22 protein-coding genes are annotated in these 20872 nt (G+C 73.5%); 9 read left to right on the top strand and 13 right to left on the bottom strand.

Going from position 1 to position 20872, the window contains the following annotated elements; all coding sequences use genetic code 11:
• Positions 1-119 precede the first annotated feature (119 nt).
• On the top strand, positions 120-968 hold the full coding sequence (locus tag B446_RS04970) for an inositol monophosphatase family protein (protein WP_020938323.1): 849 nt from the start codon (positions 120-122) through the stop codon (positions 966-968).
• A gap of 41 nt (positions 969-1009) precedes the next feature.
• Complete coding sequence (locus B446_RS04965; RefSeq protein WP_020938322.1) at positions 1010-1606, top strand: NADPH-dependent F420 reductase; 597 nt, start codon at positions 1010-1012, stop codon at positions 1604-1606.
• Between the two features lie 51 nt (positions 1607-1657).
• On the opposite strand, the gene B446_RS04960 is transcribed toward B446_RS04965, so the two are convergent.
• From B446_RS04960 to B446_RS04930, 7 genes are all read right to left on the bottom strand, one after another.
• The gene (locus tag B446_RS04960; RefSeq protein WP_020938321.1) at positions 1658-2218 is read right to left on the bottom strand and encodes a DUF4383 domain-containing protein; all 561 of its coding nucleotides are present in this window, start codon (positions 2216-2218) and stop codon (positions 1658-1660) included.
• Positions 2219-2364: 146 nt separating this feature from the next.
• On the bottom strand, positions 2365-3360 hold the full coding sequence (locus tag B446_RS04955; protein WP_020938320.1) for a MerR family transcriptional regulator: 996 nt from the start codon (positions 3358-3360) through the stop codon (positions 2365-2367).
• Between the two features lie 152 nt (positions 3361-3512).
• On the bottom strand, positions 3513-4136 hold the full coding sequence (locus B446_RS04950; protein WP_020938319.1) for a sigma-70 family RNA polymerase sigma factor: 624 nt from the start codon (positions 4134-4136) through the stop codon (positions 3513-3515).
• 165 nt (positions 4137-4301) lie between these two features.
• Positions 4302-5546: an NAD(P)/FAD-dependent oxidoreductase gene (locus B446_RS04945; protein ID WP_020938318.1), complete on the bottom strand. Its 1245-nt coding sequence runs from the start codon at positions 5544-5546 to the stop codon at positions 4302-4304.
• Between the two features lie 280 nt (positions 5547-5826).
• Positions 5827-6312: a DUF6328 family protein gene (locus B446_RS04940; protein WP_020938317.1), complete on the bottom strand. Its 486-nt coding sequence runs from the start codon at positions 6310-6312 to the stop codon at positions 5827-5829.
• A gap of 105 nt (positions 6313-6417) precedes the next feature.
• Positions 6418-7671 carry an RNA polymerase sigma factor gene (locus tag B446_RS04935; protein WP_078614879.1) on the bottom strand — a complete coding sequence of 418 codons (1254 nt, stop codon included), beginning with the start codon at positions 7669-7671 and terminating at the stop codon, positions 6418-6420.
• Positions 7672-7679: 8 nt separating this feature from the next.
• Positions 7680-8081, bottom strand: a complete 402-nt coding sequence (locus tag B446_RS04930) for a YciI family protein (protein WP_020938315.1) — start codon at positions 8079-8081, stop codon at positions 7680-7682.
• Positions 8082-8349: 268 nt separating this feature from the next.
• Between B446_RS04930 and B446_RS04925 the strand changes: the two genes are divergently transcribed.
• Complete coding sequence (locus tag B446_RS04925) at positions 8350-8838, top strand: GNAT family N-acetyltransferase (protein ID WP_078614638.1); 489 nt, start codon at positions 8350-8352, stop codon at positions 8836-8838.
• A gap of 33 nt (positions 8839-8871) precedes the next feature.
• On the opposite strand, the gene B446_RS04920 is transcribed toward B446_RS04925, so the two are convergent.
• Positions 8872-9084 carry a hypothetical protein gene (locus tag B446_RS04920; RefSeq protein WP_020938313.1) on the bottom strand — a complete coding sequence of 71 codons (213 nt, stop codon included), beginning with the start codon at positions 9082-9084 and terminating at the stop codon, positions 8872-8874.
• A gap of 65 nt (positions 9085-9149) precedes the next feature.
• On the opposite strand from B446_RS04920, the gene B446_RS04915 reads away from it, so the two are divergent.
• The gene (locus tag B446_RS04915) at positions 9150-9923 is read left to right on the top strand and encodes a glycosyltransferase family 2 protein (protein WP_020938312.1); all 774 of its coding nucleotides are present in this window, start codon (positions 9150-9152) and stop codon (positions 9921-9923) included.
• Between the two features lie 120 nt (positions 9924-10043).
• Here B446_RS04915 and B446_RS04910 read toward each other — a convergent pair whose 3' ends face one another.
• The 3 genes from B446_RS04910 to B446_RS04900 all read right to left on the bottom strand — a co-directional run bounded on the left by B446_RS04910 (position 10044) and on the right by B446_RS04900 (position 12328).
• Complete coding sequence (locus tag B446_RS04910) at positions 10044-10628, bottom strand: hypothetical protein (protein ID WP_020938311.1); 585 nt, start codon at positions 10626-10628, stop codon at positions 10044-10046.
• A gap of 334 nt (positions 10629-10962) precedes the next feature.
• Positions 10963-11718, bottom strand: a complete 756-nt coding sequence (locus tag B446_RS04905) for a ferredoxin reductase (RefSeq protein ID WP_043477642.1) — start codon at positions 11716-11718, stop codon at positions 10963-10965.
• A 4-nt stretch (positions 11719-11722) separates the two neighbouring features.
• The gene (locus B446_RS04900) at positions 11723-12328 is read right to left on the bottom strand and encodes a sulfite oxidase-like oxidoreductase (RefSeq protein ID WP_020938309.1); all 606 of its coding nucleotides are present in this window, start codon (positions 12326-12328) and stop codon (positions 11723-11725) included.
• Positions 12329-12497: 169 nt separating this feature from the next.
• Here B446_RS04900 and B446_RS04895 point away from each other — a divergent pair, with 169 nt between their 5' ends.
• Positions 12498-13292 carry a GNAT family N-acetyltransferase gene (locus tag B446_RS04895; protein ID WP_020938308.1) on the top strand — a complete coding sequence of 265 codons (795 nt, stop codon included), beginning with the start codon at positions 12498-12500 and terminating at the stop codon, positions 13290-13292.
• Between the two features lie 92 nt (positions 13293-13384).
• Here the strand turns inward: B446_RS04895 and B446_RS04890 are convergent, their stop codons facing one another.
• Complete coding sequence (locus B446_RS04890) at positions 13385-13867, bottom strand: MarR family winged helix-turn-helix transcriptional regulator (protein ID WP_106960540.1); 483 nt, start codon at positions 13865-13867, stop codon at positions 13385-13387.
• Between the two features lie 128 nt (positions 13868-13995).
• Between B446_RS04890 and B446_RS04885 the strand changes: the two genes are divergently transcribed.
• A complete protein-coding gene (locus B446_RS04885; protein WP_020938306.1) occupies positions 13996-14832 on the top strand; it encodes a putative protein N(5)-glutamine methyltransferase in 837 nt (278 codons plus the stop codon).
• A 51-nt stretch (positions 14833-14883) separates the two neighbouring features.
• Here the strand turns inward: B446_RS04885 and B446_RS04880 are convergent, their stop codons facing one another.
• Positions 14884-16977: a SpoIIE family protein phosphatase gene (locus B446_RS04880; RefSeq protein ID WP_020938305.1), complete on the bottom strand. Its 2094-nt coding sequence runs from the start codon at positions 16975-16977 to the stop codon at positions 14884-14886.
• Between the two features lie 344 nt (positions 16978-17321).
• Between B446_RS04880 and B446_RS04875 the strand changes: the two genes are divergently transcribed.
• From B446_RS04875 to B446_RS04865, 3 genes are all read left to right on the top strand, one after another.
• Positions 17322-18203: a hypothetical protein gene (locus B446_RS04875; protein WP_020938304.1), complete on the top strand. Its 882-nt coding sequence runs from the start codon at positions 17322-17324 to the stop codon at positions 18201-18203.
• A gap of 95 nt (positions 18204-18298) precedes the next feature.
• Positions 18299-18670 (top strand): hypothetical protein, encoded by a 372-nt coding sequence (locus tag B446_RS04870; protein WP_020938303.1) that lies wholly within the window; start codon positions 18299-18301, stop codon positions 18668-18670.
• 178 nt (positions 18671-18848) lie between these two features.
• Positions 18849-20864, top strand: coding sequence for an NADPH-dependent 2,4-dienoyl-CoA reductase (locus tag B446_RS04865; RefSeq protein ID WP_020938302.1), 2016 nt, complete (start codon positions 18849-18851; stop codon positions 20862-20864).
• Positions 20865-20872: the final 8 nt, after the last annotated feature.

Here is a 20872-nt window from a genome sequence, read left to right as displayed (position 1 = left end):
GCTTTACATGCATTTGAGGTTAAGCGAAGGGCTGGATACCTTCGAGAGCAGAGCGCCGAAGAGAGCGCACAACTGGTCCCGAACGGCCTCACCACCCCCTACGCACAAGGGAGTTCACCATGCCCGAGACACTCCGGACCCCGGACGCCACCGCGTCGAACGCCACCGTCCCGGACCCCGCCGCTGCGGACGCCGACCTGCTCGACCGGACAGCGATCGCCGTACGCGCGGCCGGCTCCGCGCTGCGTGAACGCTTCGGGGAGGTGGTCCGCTACGAGACCCGCGAAGAGCTGATGCGTGCCCTCGCCGCCAACGACGACACGGCCCTGGACATCCTGCGCCCGCACCTCACCCAACTGCGCCCGGGTGCGGGGTGGGTGGAGGACGAGCTGGACGGCGGGGCGCTGCCGCCCGGCGAATGGTGGGTCGTGGATCCGGCCGAGGGCAACGTCAACCACCTGCACGCCCTCCCGGAATGGGCGGTGACCGCCACCCTCGTACGCGAGAACCAGCCGGTGCTCACCGCCGTCCACCTGCCGTTGACCGGCGAGACCTACACCGCGCGCACCGGCGCGGGCGCCCACCTGGACGGCCGGCCGCTGCACGTCTCCCGGACCGCGGACCTCGGCCTGGGCATCGTGGCCACCAGCCAGGCCCGGCCGGACGAGGACGACGACGTCGTGCGGCGCGTCGGCTCCTCCATCACCGCGATGCTCTTCGACGCACTCGTCGTGCGCACCGCCGTACCCGCGACCCTGCACCTGCTCAACGTGGCCGCCGGCCGGCTCGACGCCTTCTGGCAGTTCGCCGGCGCCCGCGCGGACCTGCTCCCCGGGGCGCTGCTCGTCACCGAGGCCGGGGGACGGATCTCCGACGCACAGGGCCGCCCCTGGACCCCGCTGAGCGACAGCTTCCTGGCCGCCGCGCCCGGCGTCCATGCCGAGGCCGCCGCCACCCTCTCCCGCTGACCGCGCACCACACCCCGCACGCACGGAGGAACCGGATCACCATGTCCACGATCGCAGTACTCGGAAACGGCCGCGTCGGCGGCAACCTGGCCGCAGCCCTCACCCGGGCCGGACACGAGGTGAGAGTGGCCGGCCGCGCGCCGGGCGCCGCCGCCGACGCCGCCCGCGCAGCCCGGATCGTCATCAACGCCACGCCGGGCGCCGGCTCGCTGGAGCGGCTCGCCGCCCTGCGCGAGGAACTGCGCGGCAAGATCCTCGTCGACGTCTCCAACGCCACCGTCGACGGACCGGACGGTCTGCCCGCCGACCTGATCTACCCCGGTTCCAGCCTCGCCGAGCACCTCCAGGACGCGCTGCCCGGGACACGTGTCGTCAAGACGCTCAACACCATGCTCTTCTCGGTGATGACCGCGCCGGACGCCCTGGCGAAGGCGCCCGACGCCTTCCTCTCCGGCGAGGACCCGCAGGCCAAGCACGTCGTCCGCGAACTGCTCGTCAGCCTCGGCTGGCACCCGGAGTGGATCACCGACCTCGGCGGCATCCGGACCGCCCGCGCCACGGAGGCGGCGATCCTGTTCGTCCCGCACGTGATCCGGACCGGCGGTTTCGCCCCCTTCGCGATCTCGATCGCCCGCTGATCCGCAGTCGCTGCACGTGGCGCTCGGGTCGGCTGCCCCCTTCGACCGCTCTCAGTCGATCGCGGACGGCGCTGCGGGCTCCCGACCCCCTGCCGGGGACAGTGCCGCTCGGGCGTGACGACGGCGGGCGGCCAGAGCCTCCCGTGCCGCCTGCCGCGGGTGGCGGCGACGCCAGTAGGGGTTGTCGTGCGGGAGCCTGCTCGAGACACGTCCGTACATGCCGAAGGTCGCGATGAGCAGTCCCATGACGAAGGAGAACACGACGTTCGGCATACCGAAGCCGAGGACGTTGGCGGGCCTGTCGAGGATGAACAGGTGGACCAGACCGCTGAGGACGAAGAGGGCGCCGACGGCCATGTTGAGAGTCGAGGCGACCCTCCCGCCCAGCACCGCTCCGCCGAGGAGCAGCACTCCGAAGACCACGGAGACCAGGCTCAGCAGGCCGTTGGTCGACATCCCGGCGATGTGGGCGCCCCGGGTGTCGAAGGGGCTCAGTTCGTCGGCGAAGCCGAGGCAGCCGAAGGCGAGCAGGATGGCACCGCACAATCCGGCGCCGTAGCGGTGGACGGACGCCAGCTTGTGGTCCAGCGGGAGCTCGTCGTGAAGCCTCATGTCTGATCCTTTCGGAGCCGAGACCCGGACCCCCCGTCAGCACGGCGGCGACCGTTCACACCGCCACCGTCAGTCGTTCTTCCGCTCAAGAGCCCCCGGCGGTTGCACACGGCCACGAACGGACGAACGTGACGGACGACGTTCTCTCACCGCACCGGTGCGGAGCGCCGCTGCAGCTCGGTCAGCACACGCACGGCCTCACGCAGGCTCTTCACCTGCCTCAGGTCCGCCGAACCGTCCGCGGGGGAGCGCCACCCGGGACCGCACAGCAGCACCGGGGAACTGCTGCGCGCGCCGCGGACACCCCATCGGGCCGCCGCGACACGACGTGCCGAGCGGAGGTCCGCCGTGGGGCGGGTCTGGGACCACAGGGCCACCGCCGTGGGCGCGACGCGCTGCACCGTGCTCATCAGCGCGTCGGGAGGTACCGCGCCCCCCAGCGTGAGGACGGTCAGACCGTCGTCGGCCAGCACGGCGGCCAGCGCCTCGAAGGGGAGCGTGTGGTACTCCCCGGCCGGACAGGCCAGCACCAGGGGAGGGGCGAGGGGACCTCGATCGCCGAGAGCCGCGGATTCGACGAACCGGTGCCGCAACGTCGCCGAGATGTGCCAGGACAGCAGGTGCTCGATCTCGACGTACCGCTCGCCGGACGACTGCCACTTGCGGCCGACCGCCCGCAGCGCGGGTGCCATCACCTCCTCCCAGGCCAGCGCGGGGCCGTGGGCGGTCACCGCCTCGCGCAGCCGCTGCTGGACCTCGAGGCCGTCCATGCGCACCGCGGCCCGAGCCAGCCCCCTGCATTCGAGCCGGACGCGCCCGAGCGGCAGCCCGCTGCCTGCCTGCGCGTGACAGGCCACGGCGCCGGCTTCGTCATCGCGAGCGGCGAGCAGGGGCGCTCCGCCCGGTACCGCGGCCGTGTCCGCGTCGCGTGCGGGTCGCTGCGCGAGGCGAGCGGCTTCCGCCGGCGACACACCGGTGGCGGTGAGGCCGCACATCCTCCGCATCATCGCCACGTCGTCGGGCGACCAGCGGCGATGCCGGCCGTCCGCCCTCACCGCCGGCCCGAGTCCGTAGCGGCGGTCCCAGGACCGCAACGTCGTCGGGGAGACGCCGAGCAGACGGGCGAGCTGACCGGTGGTCATCCACGCCTGTGCAGTGAGCTCTCCGTGCCGCACCGTGGGTATGACCCGACCGTTCACCATGCAGGTGGTTCGGTCGTCGCCCCGTCCGCGGATGCGGTGACCGCGCCGCGTCGCGTCGCACGGAGCCGGTTCAGCGGGAGCGGCTTCCCGGGCTATGCGCTCTCCAGGAAGTGCTCCAGGCGCCGCAAGCCCCGCCGCGCATGGCTCTTGACCGTTCCCAGGGGCCAGCCGGTCACCTGGGCGATCTGCATCTGCGTCAGGTCCTCGAAGAAGGAGAGGGCCAACACGGTGCGCTGCGGCTCGCTGAGCTCGGCCAATGACCGACTCACCACGATGCGGTCGAGCACCGCCTGCGCGTCGGATGCGCCGTGTCCGCCGTACGGGCCGTACGCGCCGACCCGGCCGTCCGCGACGAGCAGGGAGCCGGCGGCCGCGACGAGGTCCGCGCGCCGCGTACGGGCCTGCAGCGCATCGACGATCTTGCGCCGGGTGATGCCGACCAGCCAGGCCGACAGGGCACCGCGTTCAGGACGGAAGCCGGCGCGGCCGCGCCACGCGGCCAGGAACACCGTCTGCGTCACGTCCTCCGCGTCCTGGGCATCACCCAGCACACGGCGCGCCAGTGACTGCACCATCCCACCCCACGTCCGGTACGCCTCGGCCAGCGCGGCCTCGTCACCGGCCACGAACCGGTCCGCGAGTGTCGCCGCCTCATCGCAGGGAGGACCCGCCTGGGTACCGATGGACCGTTCGAGGACGGTGGGCGTGGGCGCCATGGTCGATCACTCCCGTTCCGGAGTCACGGGCGCCCCTCGGCCAGGCGGCGTCGGCGGCGTCCACGGCTGGTTGATCGTGCGCCTCCACCGTCACGGACGCAGCCGCTCGGAACAACTTGCACCGATAGTGCATCGAATGCCCGAACAGTCCCTCGTGTGGCGAAGTCAGCGAAGGTACGCGGCCACTTCCCGGGCGGCCCGGGCGCCCGAGGCCAACGCCCCCTGCACCGACCCCGTGGCCCGGTGGTCCCCGCACACGAAGCGCCCCGCGGCCACCCGGCTGCGCCTGCTGAAGGCCAGCGGCGGCTCCATGGCGGGCAGGGCCGCGGCCACCGTACGTGTGGTCAGGAGCTCCCAGCCGGCCGGGTCGGTGCCGTAGGCCTCGGCGAGTGCCGCCCGGACATCCTTCTCGCGCCCCTCGCGGTCGCCACCGAGGACGGATGTCGCCACGAGCGCCTGCCCGCGCGGCGCGTGCGAGGCGTGCACCTCGCTCAGCACGACGCTGTTGACGAACCGCCGGCGCACGTCGGTCACCAGGGTCGGCTCGTTCAGCGGGGAGCGACCGGCGGCGTGGTAGTAGGTGGTGACGGTACGGTACGGCGGCACGCGCAGGCCGGGCAGCAACCGGGCCGCCGTCCGCGCGTCCGTCGCCACGACCACGGCCCGGGCGGCCACCGTACGGCCGTCCTCGTCGAGCACCCCGTCCTCGGTGAGCGCCGCCACCGGCGACTCCAGGGCGACCACCCCGGGCGGGAGAGCGGACGCCAGCAGAGCCGGCACGGCACCGACCCCCGCGGCGGGCAGACACAGCGTGCCGCGCACCATGGTGCGCCACACGAGATGGAAGAACCGGCTGGAGGTCGCCAGCTCGTCCTCCAGGAAGATCCCGGACAGGAACGGGCGGAAGAAGCGCTCCACGAAGGCGTCGTCGAAACCGGTCCTCGCGAGTGCCCGCCGGGTCGGAACGTCCGGCACCCGCTTCACCCGCGCCGACGGGGCCAGCGCGGCGAAGCCCGTCAGCGCCGCCAGAGCGGCCAGGTCCCGCGGGCCGGCCAGGCCGGCGGCCAGCCCGCTCAACGCCTGGCGCGGCGCGCGTGTCGGGTCGGCGAAGCGCGTGCGCCGTCCGTCGTCGTTGATCAGGAAACCCGGCGTGAACGGGCGCAGCCGCAGCTCACGCAACGGCAGCCGGCGACGCACCTGCGGATAGGCCGTGTTGAACACCTGGAAGCCGCGGTCCACGACGAAGCCGTCCACCCGGTCGGTGCGCATCCGGCCGCCGACCTGGTCACCGGCCTCCAGGACCCGCACCCGCAACCCCCGCGCGCTCAGATCCCGCGCGCAGGCCAGTCCGGCCAGCCCGGCGCCCACGACGACCACGTCCCACGGCCCGGCGGCCCGCCCGACGGTCATCCCGTTCTCCTCTCGGCAGCTCGCGCTTTCCACGAGAAACGCCCGCCCCTGGCCTGCTTCCCCCGCGAGCGCGGGTTCGGATGCGCGCCATCACCCGAACGGCGCCGTCTGCTGCGCACCAGCCCACGGCCTGGCGGGGCACTGCGCCCCCAACGGCATCGTGGAGAACCAGCCATATCCGTGTGGGACGGCGCGAGCGGTGAGTGTTCCGGTCAGGGCCATGCATCTCGCACGGAACGTCTGGCCGTCGTACCGGCCGGCGGATCGGGGTTCGTGTTACTCAGTGGTCGGCATGCCGGTGGCGTGCCCACAGGGGCAGGGCGTACCAGCAGATGAGGTACCACAGCAGGACGGCTCCGACGAGCCACGGTACGAGGGCGTTGTGGGTGGCGACCCTGAGGACGAGCAGGAGCGAGGAGACCATCGTGGCCAGCAGGAGGAGCAGGCCGACGAAGGTCAGGCGTGACGCGAGTTGTACGGCCTGGGGTTTGACGCGCTGTCCGGACACCAGGCGGTGCAGCGACACCGGTCCGATGAGGGCCCCCGTGGCGCAGGCGCCGAGGACCACGGTGACGATGTAGATGACCTGCTCGACATGGCCCAACTGCGTGTACTTGGGGGTGAAGACCACGGTGAGCAGGAACCCGAACAGGATCTGCACCCCGGTCTGGGCGACGCGCACCTCCTGGATGAGCTCCCCCCACTTCCGGTCGGCGCGCTCTTCCGCCGTCTCGTCGCGCCCGGTTCGTCTCTCCGCATCCGTCATGGACTCCGGATAGCCGCTCGGTGATCGCGCAAACGGGCAGGAATTCCGGGTCGGCGCCGAGGCGTCGGGAGGGCCGTCCTGCCCCACCGCATGCCGAGCGGCGGTCTATTCTCCTGTTCGTGCGGCCAGCCGGGCGGCGCGCAGGCTGAGGTGGTGGCGCTCCGGGAGGCTGGCGGTGCGGCGGGCGGCGATACGGTAGTCGGCGGCTGCGGCCTCCGGGTCCCCGGCGAGTTCGTGCAGATGGGCGCGGACCGCGTACAGCCTGTGGTGGCCGGTGAGCACGCGCGGCGGGTCGGCGAGCAGGGCGAGGCCGGCGGCGGGACCGTCCACCATGGCGACGGCGACCGCCCGGTTCAGGATGATCAGCGGGTTGTCGGAGACGCGGGCGAGTACCCCGTACAGCGCGAGGATCTGCGGCCAGTCGGTGTCGGCCGCGGTCGGCGCTTCGTCGTGGACGGCCGCGATCGCCGCCTGCACCTGGTACGGGCCGACCGGCCCGCGAGGCAGGGCGGCGGTGATCAGCGAGACGCCCTCGGCGATCGCGGCCGTGTCCCACCGGCCGCGGTCCTGCTCGGCGAGCGGGACGAGTTCGCCGTGCGGCCCGGTACGGGCGGGCCCGCGCGCCTCGGTGAGCAGCATCAGCGCGAGCAGGCCGGCCACCTCGGCGTCCTCCGGCAGCAGCGCGTGGACGGCCCGGGTGAGGCGGATCGCCTCCCGGGAGAGCTCCACGCGCCGCAGCCCGGGCCCCGTGCTGCTGGCGTAGCCCTCGTTGAAGATCAGGTAGAGCACGTGGAGCACCGCGTCCAGGCGGGCGGGCCACTCGGCGCCGTCCGGGGTCCGGAACGGCACTCCGGAGCCCTTGATCCGCTGCTTGGCCCGGCTGATCCGCTGGCCCATGGTGGCCTCGGGGACGAGGAACGCCGCGGCGATCTCACCCGTGGTCAGTCCGCCGACCGAGCGGAGGGTGAGCGCGATCGCCGAGGCCGGCGACAGTACGGGGTGGCAGCACAGGAACAGCAGCGTGAGCGTGTCGTCGTGCGCGCCCTGGTCCACGGCGTCGGCCCCGGGTGCGGACCGCCGGTCGGCCGGCACCCGGCCGGCCACCAGTTCCTCGCGTCGGCGGCGGGCCTGCTCGCTGCGGACCTGCTCGGTCATCCGGCGGCCGGCGACCTGAACCAGCCAGCCGCGCGGGTTGCGCGGCACACCCTCGGCCGGCCACTGCGTCGAGGCGTCCAGCAGGGCCTCCTGGACGGCGTCCTCGGCGGCGGCGAAGTCCCCGTGACGGCGGGTGAGTACGCCGACGACCCGCGGCGCGAGCCTGCGCAGCAGGTCCTCGACGGTGGGATCGAAACTCGTCACCGGGGGGTTCACAGCTCCGTGGGCGGGGCCGTCATGATCTGGCGCACCTCGATCGGCATGTCGAGCGGCCGGCCGCCCGGGCCGGGCGCGGCGGAGACGAGGGCGGCGATCTCGATCGCCCGCTGCTCGGTGTCGCAGTCCACGATCCACCAGCCGGCCACCCACTCCTTGGACTCCGGGAACGGGCCCTCGGTGACGACCGGCGCGCCGCCACTGTGGGAGCGCACGATCCGGGCGGTCTCCGGCATGGCCAGTCCCTGGGCGTCGACCAGTTCCCCGGCGGCGGCGAGGCCGGTGTTGGTCTCCTTCATGAACCGGATGTGGGCCTGGATCTCCTCGGGCCTCCACTCCTCGAGCTTGGGGAAGTCGGCGTTCTTCTCGCTGAACTGCATCAGCAGCATGTACTTCATGGTTCCGCTCCTCGTTCGTCGTACCCGCCCCGGGCGGGGGCCGTCACGGGTAGGTAGAAGCACGCTCGGCGTTTTCGACATCCTCGACGGAAATCCGGAAGAAATCTCAGCGGCAGGCGGAAGACCGGCCCCCGGCAGCCACGCGGCGGCCCGCACCGCCTCCGCTGCCGGGCTCGGGCCAGTGGTCCCCGGGGAGCGGGGCGGGAGCGCCTGGCCCGGCGGCCGACCCGCCGTACGAAGCGGTCCGCCGCTGCGGAATACTTGCCCGATGCGTACACGCACTTCGCCCCTCCGCCGGCCGATCACGATACGGAGGGCCGTCGCGGGGGATGCCAAACGGCTCACCCGGCTCGTGCGTGGCTCAGCCGCCTACGAGGGCGAGTACGCGTCCGCAGTCGCGGGCTACCGGGTCGGACCCGACTACCTCGAGGCCCACCGCGCCTTCGTGGCCGTCGGCGCCGACGAGCAAGGAGGCCGGGTCCTCGGGTTCTACTCGCTCGTCCTCGATCCACCGGAGCTCGACCTGCTGTTCGTCGACGACGAGGCGCAAGGACGGGGTGTCGGACGACTGCTCGTCGCGCACATGCAGTCCGAGGCCCGTGCCGCGGGGCTCGACCGTGTCATGGTCGTGTCGCATCGGCCCGCCGAGGGCTTCTACCACCGTGTCGGCGCGGTACGGACCGGGACAGTGCTGGCGAACCCGCCCGCCGTGCCGTGGGATCGTCCCGAATTCGAGTTCCGCATTCCTCCGGAATGACTCGCACGACCGGCCGGACTGCCCTGCGCGCTTTCACAGGAAGACGCGCGCCACCTCGAGCCACTTCCGAGCGTCCTCGCCGGTCGCCGTCATGTCGGTCCCGGACCAGGGGCGACGCCGGGTGACACACAGACAGAAGTCGACGGCGCTGCCCCGTACCCGTTGCACGACAGCCTCGGGGCCCCACACCCAGGGGTCCCACTCCGCCCTGACCGTCACCGGCGTGGTCGCCCGGACCATCCGCATGGAGCTCCTCCTCGCGTGCGGTGCTTGAATGGACCGCCGTTCCCGGTCTGGCAAGGAGAAGCGCTGTGCCCCTGGTGTCTGTCGTGATGCCCGTGTTCAACTCGGAAGCCACCCTCGGCGCAGCCGTCCGGTCGGTGCTCACGCAGACCCACAGCGACCTGGAGTTGCTGGTCACCGACGACAGGTCCTCCGATGGCTCCATGGACCTGCTCCGCGAGTTCGCCGAGCAGGACGAGCGCGTCCGGCCGGAGTCGGCACCCGAACGGGGCGGGGCGGGCCGGGCTCGCAACCTGGCGATCCAGCGGGCCCGCGGGGACTACATCGCCTTCCTCGACAGCGACGACATGTGGCTCCCGGAGAAGACCGAGAAGCAGCTCGCCTTCGCCGCGGAGGGTGAAGCGCCGCTGACGTTCACCTCGTACTTCAAGATGGACGCCGACCACGCCGGCGAGAGCACCGACTGGGTCCCCAACGGGCGGGTGGTGCCTGCGCGGGCGCACGTGGACTACCGCGCGATGCTGGTCCGGGACCACATCGGTGCCCTCACCGCCATGTACGACCGCACTGTCCTGGGCACGAGGCTGATGCCTGAGATGCGCAAGCGCCAGGACTACGCCCTCTGGCTGTCGATCATGCGGGACGGCGCCGACGCCCGCGGCCTCGCCGAGCCGCTGGCGGTGTACCGGGCCCACCAGGCAGGATCGCTGTCCTCCAACAAGCTGTCGCTCGTGCGATACAACTGGGCGCTGTACCGCGAACACGAGCACCTGTCGGTCCCGCGGGCGGCGCGGGCGCTGGCCGGCGCCGTGTCGCAGTCGCTGCGCAACTCGCGCATCTGACGCTGCTCGAACATGCTCCGTGGAGTGGACGAGCAGTCAAGAGCGCCGCGACTCACGTGCGCCGATGCCGCCTTCCGGTGATCGCCCGGTGCAGGCGTTCCCGGAACACCGCCCCGCCGGTCAGGTCCTCGGCTGGGTCCACTTCGGGCCGGTGCGGGCCCACGCCCGTTCCCACTCGGCCAGCCGGTGCCGCAGCGCGATCCGGCGCTCGACGGCGCTGCCGAACAGGATCACGGCGGCCGCGCCGCCCGCCGCGCACACGCCCACGGTCACCGTGTGCTGCCAGACCGCGACATCGTCCGGGGGCGGTGCCACACTACGGCCCCGGGTGTCGAACCACACGGTGACCTCGTCCCCGGGGCGGGTGCCCGCCGGCACCCGGGCCGACGCGGTCCTGGGTCCCTTGCCCGGCTCGGTCCAGCGGACCATGGCCTGGTAGGGATGCTCGCGGTCGCCCTGCACGGCGGGCAGCCGCCGGGTCGGGTCGGCGATCACCTCGGCGCGCACACGGTGCCGTTCGGAGCGCTCCGCGACCGCGACGGTCTGCGCCCGGTCGTGGGCACGCAGCCCGGTCGCGACTCCGACCAGGGGCGCGACGACGAACAGCAGCACGGAGACGGCCAGCACCGTCCACGCCTCCACGACGTCCGACCGTCGCCGCAGCGTATTGCGCCGCCACCGCCAGCCACGCACCACGGTCCCCATGCCCACCTCCTCGCCGCCGGAGGCGGGGGAGAGGCGGGCCGTGTCACCGGCTCGTCCGCCCCCACCGCCGTGCACGAGCGTCCACACCCGTCACCTACCCCGTACGGCGCACCTCGCTCACACCGCCCACCGCGACTTCAAGCCTTGTGCGACACCTGCGGGAGCACGCGCCGTGAAACGGCAGGGCGGGCGTTGTGGGCGGTGAGGGTGCGGGGCCGTCGGGGCCCGAGGCAGGGAGTGCGACGGCTTGCGGATGCAGGCACGGGTGCGGACACCGGCGCCGACGGCCGACACCGGCCGGTGCGGTCCGCGGCCGGTGGCGCGTGCGCCGTCGTCAGCCGAAGCGTTCGATGCGGATGCGTTCGACCGGCTGGCCGGCCTCGACCAGCAGCCGGGAGGCGTGCTCGGCGAAGCCGTTTGAGCCGCACACGTAGGCCTCCCAGCCTCCGCCGGGCCGCTCGGACAGCAGTGGCGCCAGGTGGGCGGCCGCAAGACGGCCGACCGGCACCCCCCGGGGTGCGCTGCGCGTGAACACGGCCGTGGTCTCCGCGCCCAGCTCCCGGGCGTAGATCAGGTCCTCGGGGCCGCGCGCCGACACCAGCATCCGCAGCGGCATCTCGAGGCCCCGGGCCCGGTGGTGGCGCACCATCGACATCAGCGGCACGACCCCGGAGCCTGCGCCGAGCAGCAGCGCGGGCCGGTCGCCCGGCCAGGCGAAGAAGCCGCTCAGCGGGCCGCGCAGCTCGACCGTGTCACCGGGCCTGGCCAGCGTGTGGAACCAGCTCGACACCTCACCGTCCGGCACGTGGTCGAGGGTCAGCTCGATGTGGCCGGAGTCGTCGGGCGCGGACGCGATCGAGTAGTGGCGCTGGGCCACGTAGCCGTCCGGCGCGGTCAGCCGCAGCATCAGGTGCTGCCCGGGCAGGTGCCCGGCCCAGCGCGGCACCGCGAGCCGGAAGGTGGCCGCGCGCGGGGTCTCGCGCCGGATCTCCGTCAGCGTGGCCGTCTGCCATGCCGCCGCCACCTGGCCGTTGACCGCGATGCGGCCGGGCACGGCGAAGCGCGACGGGGGCGTGAAGGTTGTCGTCACCGTCTCAGTCACCGGAGTACCGCTGCTCCTCCCACGGGTTGCCCCGCTCGTGGTAGCCGTTCTGCTCCCAGAATCCCGGCTCGTCGTGGTCGAGCAGCGTGATGCCGGCGATCCACTTGGTGCTCTTCCAGAAGTACAGGTGCGGCACCAGCAGCCGGGCCGGCCCGCCGTGTTCGGGCGCGAGCGGTTCGCCGTCGAACTCCCAGGCGATCCAGGCGCGCCCGCCGGTGAGGTCGGCGAGCGGCAGGTTCGCGGTGTAGCCGGTGTGGGAGTAGGCGACCGCGTGGGTGGCCGTCGCCCGGGGCCGGACCGCCTCGAAGAACGTGTCCAGCGAGACACCGCCGAAGCGCACCCCGAACTTCGACCACCCCGTCACGCAGTGGATGTCGCCCGCGTACGCGGACCCGGGCAGGGCGCGCGCCTCGTCCCACCGCCACGTCAGCGGCCGCTCCACCAGCCCGTCGACGCGGAAGGACCAGTCGGCCGGCGCGATGCGGGGGGTGACCTCGGCGGACAGGACGGGCCAGTCGTCCCCCGCGTCGTACTGCCCCGGTGGCAGTCCCGGATTGACGACGCGCGGGCGACCCGTGAAGCCTCGGGTGACGTTCATACGTCAACCGTACGCTGTCGAGCCGGGTGCTCCGTCGCAGGTCACCGCCCCGATCGTTACATGCTCATGAACGGCGGGCGGGCCGGGAATAGCCGCGCCCCGCGCCTCCTTGCAGCCTGACGTGCCGGCCGGTGTGCCGGTGGCGGCCCGAAGGAAGCGAGGAACGAGGATGCCCGAGGCGAACCCGATCGCCCTGACCGAAACGGCACGGGGTGCCGAGGTCGACGCGGCCCCGGCGGGGGCCGGCGCACCGCACGTCCTGGACAACCCCGCCCTCGCCTCCCTCACCGGCCCGCACGCCCGCTTCGCCGAGCGGCGTGGCCGTGTGCTGCGCTATCCCGTCGACGTCTCCCCGTGGCTGGCCCTGCCCGCTGCCCCGGACGCGGACGACTGGGCCGACCTCGCGGCCCTGGCAGGCCCCGGCGCCGAGGTTCCGCTGCCCGGCTTCCGCGGGGAGGTGCCGGACGGCTGGGAGGTCACGTTCCGGATGGAGGGCGTGCAGTTCGTCGACGACGGTCTCGACGCCGCACCGGACCCGGAGGCGGTCCGCCTCGGACCCGCCGACGTGCCCGAGATGCTGGACCTGGTGGCGCGCACCCGGCCCGGGCCGTTCCTGCCGCGCACGATCGAACTCGGCACCTACCTCGGCATCCGCCGCGGGGGCGCGCTGGTCGCGATGGCGGGGGAGCGGCTGCACCCGCCGGGCTGGACCGAGATCAGCGCGGTCTGCACCGACCCGGCGCACCGCGGCGAGGGTCTCGCGACCCGGATGATCCTCGCGGTCGCGCACGGCATCCGTGAGCGTGGCGAGACCCCGTTCCTGCACACCAGCGCGGAGAACGGCAACGCGATCCGGCTCTACGAGTCCCTGGGCTTCCGGCTGCGCCGCCGCACCGCCTTCCTGGCCGCACGGGCGCCCGAGCCGCTGGCCGACGCGCGGCAAGCCCCCGTACCGGTTCCCTAGAACACCGCGCCGGCCCGGCCCGCGCACCCGGCGCCGGACCGGAGGCTCACCCTGCGCCTGACCGGAGGGCCACCCTGCGCCTGACCGCGAGCTCACCCCGCGCAGGCGCCCGCGCCCGTGCCGGGCGTTCCCGCGTTGTACCGCTCCAGATAGGCCGCGAAGCGGAGCAGGTCGTCCTCCGGCCAGCCGGCGAGCCGGTCCCGGAAGGCGGCCCGGCGGCTGCGTGTCACCTGGGCGAGGATGTTCTGCCCGGTCCCGGTCAGGTGCAGCACCTGGACCCGGTGGTCCGTGGGGTCCTGGCGCCGCTCGATCAGCCCGGCCCGCTCCAGCGCGGCCACCTGGCGGCTCACCGTCGACTTGTCCAGGGCGTAGTGCGCCGCGAGGTCCGTAGCCCGGCAGCCGCCGCTCTCCTCCAGGTGGCCGAGCAGGGTGTACGACACCAGCGACAGCTCGGGGTGCATGCGCCCCGCCGAGGCCCGGGCCCGGCGGGCGAAGACCGTCATCTCGCGCTGGATCGTCTCCACGGCCGTCTGTGCCGCCGTCACGGGATCACCTCCTGGGCACCTGCGGGTCATCGGCGGGGCACCGCCGCCGCGTTCCCGCCCTTCAGTTGCATAGTACAACTGGTGGCCCTGGGATAAGGTGGCCGCCCGGTCGCGGACGGTACGCGGCCGCGCGCCACGAGGGGATGGGACCGGCTTCCATGGCAGCACCGCTCTCCGCGTCCCCGTCTCCCTCGCCCGCCGACCCAGGCCCGGGCTTCGCCACCCCCGAGGCCGTCGCCGCCGTCGTCTCCGCGCTGCGCGCCGCCGGGTGCGTCTTCGCCGAGGAGGAGGCGGAGTTGCTCCTCGCGACCGCCCGGTCCGAGACGGAACTGACCTCGATGGTGGACCGGCGGGCCGCCGGGCTCCCCCTCGAACACGTCCTCGGCTGGGCCGAGTTCCACGGGCTGCGGATCGCGGTGGACCCGGGGGTCTTCGTCCCCCGCCGCCGTACCGAGTTCCTGGTCGACCAGGCGCTGGCGCGGGCTGCGCACGCCCCGGTCGTCGTCGATCTGTGCTGCGGTTCCGGTGCGCTGGGCGCGGCCCTGGCCGCCGCGCTCGGCGCGGTCGAGGTGCACGCCGCCGACATCGACCCCGCCGCCGTGCGCTGCGCCCGCCGCAACCTGGCCCCGTACGGCGGACTGGCCCACGAGGGCGACCTGTTCGACGCCCTGCCGGCCGGGCTGCGCGGCCGCGTCGGCATCCTCACCGCCAACGTGCCCTACGTGCCCAGCGACGAGGTGGCGCTGCTGCCCGCGGAGGCCCGCGACCACGAGCCGAAGACCGCCCTGGACGGGGGCGCGGACGGCCTCGACGTGCTGCGCCGGGTGGCCGCCGGGGCGTCCGAGTGGCTGGCGCCCGGCGGCCGCCTGCTGACCGAGACGAGCGAACGCCAGGCTCCGGCCGCGGTAGCGGCCTTCCGGGAGGCCGGCCTGACGACCCGTCTCGCGGAGTCGGAGGAGCTGTACGCGCACGTGGTCATCGGCGTACGGCGCTAGCCCCCACGACCGAGTGGACCGCCACCGAGGGTACGGCCGGCGGACGGACGGCTACCCGGTGGACGGCCCGGGCAGTTCCTGCGCGCGGGCGATGAGCAGCGCCACGTCGTCGTGGTTGTCGGGGTGGTGCAGCGTCCGCAGCAGCAGGTCGCAGGCCTCCTCCAGCGGACGGGGAGGCCCGTCGAGCAGAGAGAGCAGGAAGTCCAGGCGCTCGTCCAGCGAGTGGCGGCGGGTCTCGACCAGCCCGTCGGTGTAGAACACCAGCTCGTCGCCCGGCTCGAAGTCGACGGTCACCGTCGAGAACTCCACCCCGCCCACCCCCAGCGGCACCCCGGTGGGCAGGTCCAGCAGCTCGGGCGGGCGGCCGGGGCGGACCCGGACCGGGGGCAGATGGCCGGCGTTGGCGATCCGGCACTGGCGCAGATGCGGGTCGTGGACGGCGTACACGCAGGTCGCGATGGAGTGGTCGAGGGCCGAGGTCGTCTTGTCGAGATGCTCCAGCAGCAGCGCCGGGTCGAGCCCGAGCGGGGCGAGCGTGGTGGTCGCGGTGCGCAGCCGGCCCATGGTGGCGGCGGCGCTGATGCCGCTGCCCATCACGTCGCCGACCACCAGCGCGGTCCGGTCGCCGTCCAGCGGGATGACGTCGAACCAGTCGCCGCCGACCTCGCTGGTGGCACCCGCCGGCTGGTAGCGGGAGGCCACCTCCAGGTCGGTGGTCACCGGCGGATCGCTGGGCAGCAGGCTGCGCTGCAGGGTGAGCGCGGTGTTGCGGGCGTTCTGGTACCAGCGGGCGTTGTCGATCTGCACGGCCGCGCGGGACGCGAGTTCCCGGGCCAGCAGGAGGTCGTCCTCGCCGAACGGTTCCGGCGTGCGGGTGCGTTTGAGGTCGAGGGCGCCCAGCACCTCGCCGCGCGCGATCAGCGGCACGGCGAGGTACGAGTGCAGGCCCGCCCGGCCCAGCGCGTCGGCCGCCTCGGCCGAACGGGCGATGCGCGGCAGGTCCTCGTCCTTCACCTGCGCCACCAGCACGGCCTCGCCGGTGCGGACGCACTCGGTGACCAGCCGGTCGGGAGCGTAGCGGGCGATCTGACCGGGCGGGTCGGCGGCGCACACGGCGTCGGACGCCTCCGCGGGGCGCACCGCGAGCGCCCGGATCACCGCGGGCTCCGACGGCCCCAGCGTGCTCGGCCGGCCCTCGACGACCGCGTCCAGCAGGTCCACGGCGGCGATGTCGGCCAGCGCGGGTACGGCCACCTCGGCCAGCTCGCAGGCGGTGCGCTCCAGCTCCAGCGTCGTGCCGATCCGCGCGGAGGCGTCGGCGATCACCGCGAGTCTGCGGCGCGCGGCCTCGGCCTCGACGGAGGCCCGGTGCTGCTCGGTGATGTCGACCAGGGAGGCCGCCACGCCCAGGACGTTGCCCATCGCGTCCTCCAGGCGGTACAGCGACAGCGCCCAGGTGTGGTCCTCGTCCGGGTCGGCCGGGGTGCGGCCGACGACGGGCCGGTCGATCAGCGGCACACCGGTCTCCAGCACCCGGCGGGCCGCGTCCTCCAGGGTGCCCGCCTCCAGCCGGGGCACGACCTCGCGCAGCCGGCGCCCCACGTGCTCGGCGGCGGGCAGCCCGTTGATCGCCTCCAGGGCCGGGTTGACCGAGACGAACCGCAGCTCGGTGTCCAGGACGGCGAGCCCCATCGGCGACTGCCGCACCATCCGCTCGGAGAGCGCCACGTCCTGCTCCAGGCGCCGTACGGTCGACTGGTCGGCGGCGAGCCCCAGCGCGTACACGTCGCCCCGGTCGTCCAGCAGCCGCATGTTGCGGAACTCCACCAGCTTCGTGGTGCCGTCCTTGTGCTGGATCGGGAAGCCGCCGGCCCAGCTCTGGCCGGTGCGCATCACGTCGGCGAACAGCTTGCCGACGAGCTCGATGTGGCGCTCGTTCACCATCAGCCGGGCGGCGTACTGACCCAGCGCCTCCCGCGCGCTGTAGCCGAACAGCTCCTCGGCCTGCGGGCTCCAGAGCACGATGCGGCCGTCGGTGTCCAGCACCACCGACGCCACGCTCAGCACGTCGAGCAGCCCGCCCGGCCGCACCGGCCCGCGGGCGGGTTCGCCGCCCGCGGTCGCCGGAGCCTCGGCTGCACTCATGCCACGCACCGCCTTCGCCCGTCCGCACGGCACGTCGTCCCCCGTGCCGACTCCCCTTGTTCTACCGCGCTCACACCAGACTCTCCGACGCCGTCGCCGACTATCTCCACCATCTCTCAACACGGCGGCGCGCGTCCGCCGAAATCCGCACGCCGGCGGCGCCCCCGAGGGGGTGCCGACGACGGCGCGCCGCGGCCGGCGCCTCCGTGACCCGTGCGGGAGCGGCCCCCGGCGGGGCGTGAGAGTTCACGCCCATGTTGCTCGGTTGGTCTGTACATGACCACGCGACACGGCCAGACTGTCCGCCGTCCGAGTGTCCCCACCCCCCGTTCGAGGAGTCGGCCATGCCCGCGTCCGCCCGGCAACGTTGCCACGCAGTCCTCTCCGGACTGCTCACCCTGGCCACCGCCGCCGTCGTGTCCTTCGCCGCGCCCGCGCCGGCCTCCGCCGCCGAGATCTGGAACGAGACGGGCTCGGACCGCGCCGACCCGCTGACCGAGAGCCAGGGCCTGGCCTCGGTGGAGGTCCCCGCGAACAGCCCCAACCGGTACACCGGCATCGGCACCATCCCGATCGGCCTGTCCGCCCGCGGCTGGAACCACGTCGGCGACCCGGACGCCTCCTACGACGGCCACTACATCGAGCCGTACCAGCGGGACTCCGGGAACGCGAAGATGTACCGCGTGCAGGCGCCGGGCGGCGGCTGGTCGGAGTACGTCCACACGCTGAGCCCCGGCGAGGCCCTGAACAACTCCTGGGACGCGATCTCGCCCGACGGGCAGTGGATGCTCTCGGGCGAGTGGGGCACGATGGACCGCCTGCTGGTCTTCCCGACCCCCGGTGTCAATCCGGCCACCTCGCCCTCGGCGAACCTCCCGCAGGCCTCCACGGTCCACCTCGACCACCCCGTGCGCGACGTCCAGGGCTGCGACTTCTCCGGCCCGACGACCCTGCTGTGCTCCTCGGACGACCCTGACGGCTCCCTGTTCGGCATGACCAAACCGCTGCTCCGCGTCGACCTGTCGGCCGCCCCGAACGGCACGGCGGACGTCACCGGCCATGTCACGGCCCTGCGGCAGCTCCCGCTGCGCAGCTCCTGCTCGGGCTCCTTCGAGGTCGAGGGCATCGACTACGACCGCCGCACCGGCGTGCTGCGCGTCATCGTCGTGTCGCCGGGCTTCTGCGTCCTCACGGACAGCAAGACGTACAAGTTCTCCCGCGGCTGAGGTGTGCTCATCGGGCCGCGGTGCTTTCCTGAGGATGGACGCGGTTCGGCGGGGTACCCCCGTTCCACCGCAGCGCGGCCACGAGAGGAGCGATCATGAGGAACGACGACCGGTCGCACCAGGAGACCGTCTCGGTGGAGATCAGCGGCTCGAAGGAGGACGCGCGTCTCGTCTTCGACGCGCTGAACACCTGCTTCGCCTCGGACCGGGCCCCCGAAGAGGTGCCCCAGCAGCTCCACGAGACCCGTCCGATGGTATGGCTCGGCACCTATGACGTCGCGGACGCCCGGGGGTCGGGCTGTCCGCCGGTCCACCTGGGCGCGTCCGTCACGGCGGACGTGCAGGGCGGCTACTGGGCGGTGGACCGGTTCCGCACCACCCTGGACTCGATGTTCGAGGTCGAGGAGACCTGCGCGGCCTCCGGTGACCAGGAGCGCGACCTGCACCTGCGCCTGGGGAGCCGCTGAGCTCACCCCCGCCCTCGCGACGCCCCGCCCGGCTTCCCGCCGGGCGGGGCGTCGTCGTGCAGGGGCCCGGTTGTCCCGGAGTGGCCGGGCTCACGGCCCACCGTTTATGCAACTAGTTGCACAATGGGCCGGGCGTCCTCTACAACAAGAGGCGACCGCACCCTGCACGGAGGGCCCGATGAGCCGTTACCCCCACCTGATGTCCCCGCTCGACCTGGGATTCACCACGCTCCCCAACCGCGTGCTCATGGGCTCCATGCACGTCGGCCTGGAGGAGGCCGAGCGTGGCTTCGAGCGGATGGCGGCCTTCTACGCCGCCCGCGCCCGCGGGGGAGTCGGCCTGATCGTCACCGGCGGCATCGCGCCCAACGACGAGGGGCGCCCCTACGAGGGCGGTGCGAAGCTCACCACCGAGGCGGAGGCCGAGCGGCACCGGGCCGTCACCGACGCCGTGCACCGCGAGGGCGGCCGGATCGCGATGCAGATCCTGCACTTCGGCCGGTACGCCTACCACCGGGACCTGGTCGCCCCGAGCGCGCTGCAGGCCCCGATCAGCCCCTTCGTCCCCCGCGAGCTCACCGACGCCGAGGTCGAGCGGACCATCGACGACTACGCCCGCGCCGCCCGCCTCGCCCGGCGGGCCGGCTACGACGGCGTGGAGATCATGGGCTCCGAGGGCTACCTGATCAACGAGTTCATCGCCGCGCAGACCAACCGGCGCGAGGACCGCTGGGGCGGCTCGTACGAGAACCGGATGAGGTTCCCCGTCGAGATCGTCCGACGGGTGCGCGAGGCCGTCGGCGAGGACTTCATCATCGTCTACCGGCTGTCCATGCTCGACCTGGTCCCGGGCGGCTCCTCGCTGGAGGAGGTCGTCACCCTCGCCAAGGCCGTCGAGGCCGCCGGGGCGACCATCATCAACACCGGCATCGGCTGGCACGAGGCCCGCATCCCCACCATCGCCACCTCCGTGCCGCGCGGCGCCTACACCTGGGTCACCCGGAAGCTCATGGGCGCGGTGGACGTCCCGCTGGTGACCACCAACCGCATCAACACCCCCGAACTCGCCGAGCAGTTGCTCGCCGACGGGCACGCGGACATGGTCTCCATGGCCCGCCCGATGCTCGCCGACCCCGACTTCGTCAACAAGGCCGCGGCCGGCCGCCCCGAGGCCATCAACACCTGCATCGGCTGCAACCAGGCCTGCCTCGACCACACCTTCAGCGGGCAGATCACCTCCTGCCTGGTCAACCCGCGCGCCTGCCACGAGACCGAACTCGTGCTCTCCCCGACCCGGCTGCGCAAGCGCGTCGCCGTCGTGGGCGCGGGGCCGGCCGGCCTCGCCTGCGCGGTGAGCGCCGCCGAACGCGGCCACGACGTCACCCTGTTCGACGCGGCGAGCGAGATCGGCGGCCAGCTGAACGTGGCCCGCAAGGTCCCCGGCAAGCAGGAGTTCGACGAGACGCTGCGCTACTTCCGCCACCAGCTCGACGCGCACGGCGTGGACGTACGCCTCGACAGCCGGGTCGGCGCCGCGGACCTCGACGGCTACGACGAGGTCGTCGTCGCCACCGGCGTCACCCCGCGCACCCCCGACATCCCCGGCGCCGACCACCCCCGCGTCCTTGGCTACCTCGACGTGCTGCGCGACGGCGCCCCCGTCGGCGACCGGGTCGCCGTGCTCGGCGCGGGCGGCATCGGCTTCGACGTCGCCGAGTACCTCACCGACGGCGGTGACAAGGCGCACGAGGACCCCGCGACGTACTTCCGCAACTGGGGCGTCGACATGGACTACACGGCCCCCGGCGGCCTCGCCGCGCCGGAGCGGCCCGCCCCGCCGCGCACGGTCCACCTGCTCCAGCGCAAGACCACCAAGGTCGGCGCCGGGCTCGGCAAGACCACCGGCTGGATCCACCGCACCGAGCTCAAGCACCGCGGCGTGACCATGGTCCCGGGCGTGCGCTACGACCGGATCGACGACGCCGGCCTGCACATCACCGTCGGCGACGAGAGCACGGTCCTGGAGGTCGACACCGTCGTGCTGTGCACCGGTCAGGAGCCGCGCCGGGACCTGTACGAGGAGCTGGTCGCGGCCGGGCGCAGCGCCCACCTCATCGGCGGCGCCGACGTCGCGGCCGAGCTGGACGCCAAGCGGGCCATCAAGCAGGGCACCGAGCTGGCGGCGGCGCTGTAGCGGCCGTG

The sequence above is a fragment of the Streptomyces collinus Tu 365 genome (genome assembly GCF_000444875.1).
GTDB lineage: Bacteria > Actinomycetota > Actinomycetes > Streptomycetales > Streptomycetaceae > Streptomyces > Streptomyces collinus_A.
The sequence above is the reverse complement of the archived record's forward strand: the minus strand, read 5'-3'. Positions and strand labels throughout refer to the sequence as shown.

Coding starts and splice junctions, on each gene's coding strand:
- B446_RS04930 (WP_020938315.1), bottom strand. CDS start 8,081: ATGAAGTACATGCTGCTGATGCAGTTCAGCGAGAAGAACGCCGACTTC.
- B446_RS04885 (WP_020938306.1), top strand. CDS start 13,996: ATGGCAGCACCGCTCTCCGCGTCCCCGTCTCCCTCGCCCGCCGACCCA.
- B446_RS04920 (WP_020938313.1), bottom strand. CDS start 9,084: ATGCGGATGGTCCGGGCGACCACGCCGGTGACGGTCAGGGCGGAGTGG.
- B446_RS04865 (WP_020938302.1), top strand. CDS start 18,849: ATGAGCCGTTACCCCCACCTGATGTCCCCGCTCGACCTGGGATTCACC.
- B446_RS04910 (WP_020938311.1), bottom strand. CDS start 10,628: ATGGGGACCGTGGTGCGTGGCTGGCGGTGGCGGCGCAATACGCTGCGG.
- B446_RS04880 (WP_020938305.1), bottom strand. CDS start 16,977: ATGAGTGCAGCCGAGGCTCCGGCGACCGCGGGCGGCGAACCCGCCCGC.
- B446_RS04945 (WP_020938318.1), bottom strand. CDS start 5,546: ATGACCGTCGGGCGGGCCGCCGGGCCGTGGGACGTGGTCGTCGTGGGC.
- B446_RS04950 (WP_020938319.1), bottom strand. CDS start 4,136: ATGGCGCCCACGCCCACCGTCCTCGAACGGTCCATCGGTACCCAGGCG.
- B446_RS04875 (WP_020938304.1), top strand. CDS start 17,322: ATGCCCGCGTCCGCCCGGCAACGTTGCCACGCAGTCCTCTCCGGACTG.
- B446_RS04890 (WP_106960540.1), bottom strand. CDS start 13,867: ATGACCCGCAGGTGCCCAGGAGGTGATCCCGTGACGGCGGCACAGACG.
- B446_RS04870 (WP_020938303.1), top strand. CDS start 18,299: ATGAGGAACGACGACCGGTCGCACCAGGAGACCGTCTCGGTGGAGATC.
- B446_RS04955 (WP_020938320.1), bottom strand. CDS start 3,360: ATGACCACCGGTCAGCTCGCCCGTCTGCTCGGCGTCTCCCCGACGACG.
- B446_RS04925 (WP_078614638.1), top strand. CDS start 8,350: ATGCGTACACGCACTTCGCCCCTCCGCCGGCCGATCACGATACGGAGG.
- B446_RS04940 (WP_020938317.1), bottom strand. CDS start 6,312: ATGACGGATGCGGAGAGACGAACCGGGCGCGACGAGACGGCGGAAGAG.
- B446_RS04900 (WP_020938309.1), bottom strand. CDS start 12,328: ATGAACGTCACCCGAGGCTTCACGGGTCGCCCGCGCGTCGTCAATCCG.
- B446_RS04895 (WP_020938308.1), top strand. CDS start 12,498: ATGCCCGAGGCGAACCCGATCGCCCTGACCGAAACGGCACGGGGTGCC.
- B446_RS04965 (WP_020938322.1), top strand. CDS start 1,010: ATGTCCACGATCGCAGTACTCGGAAACGGCCGCGTCGGCGGCAACCTG.
- B446_RS04960 (WP_020938321.1), bottom strand. CDS start 2,218: ATGAGGCTTCACGACGAGCTCCCGCTGGACCACAAGCTGGCGTCCGTC.
- B446_RS04970 (WP_020938323.1), top strand. CDS start 120: ATGCCCGAGACACTCCGGACCCCGGACGCCACCGCGTCGAACGCCACC.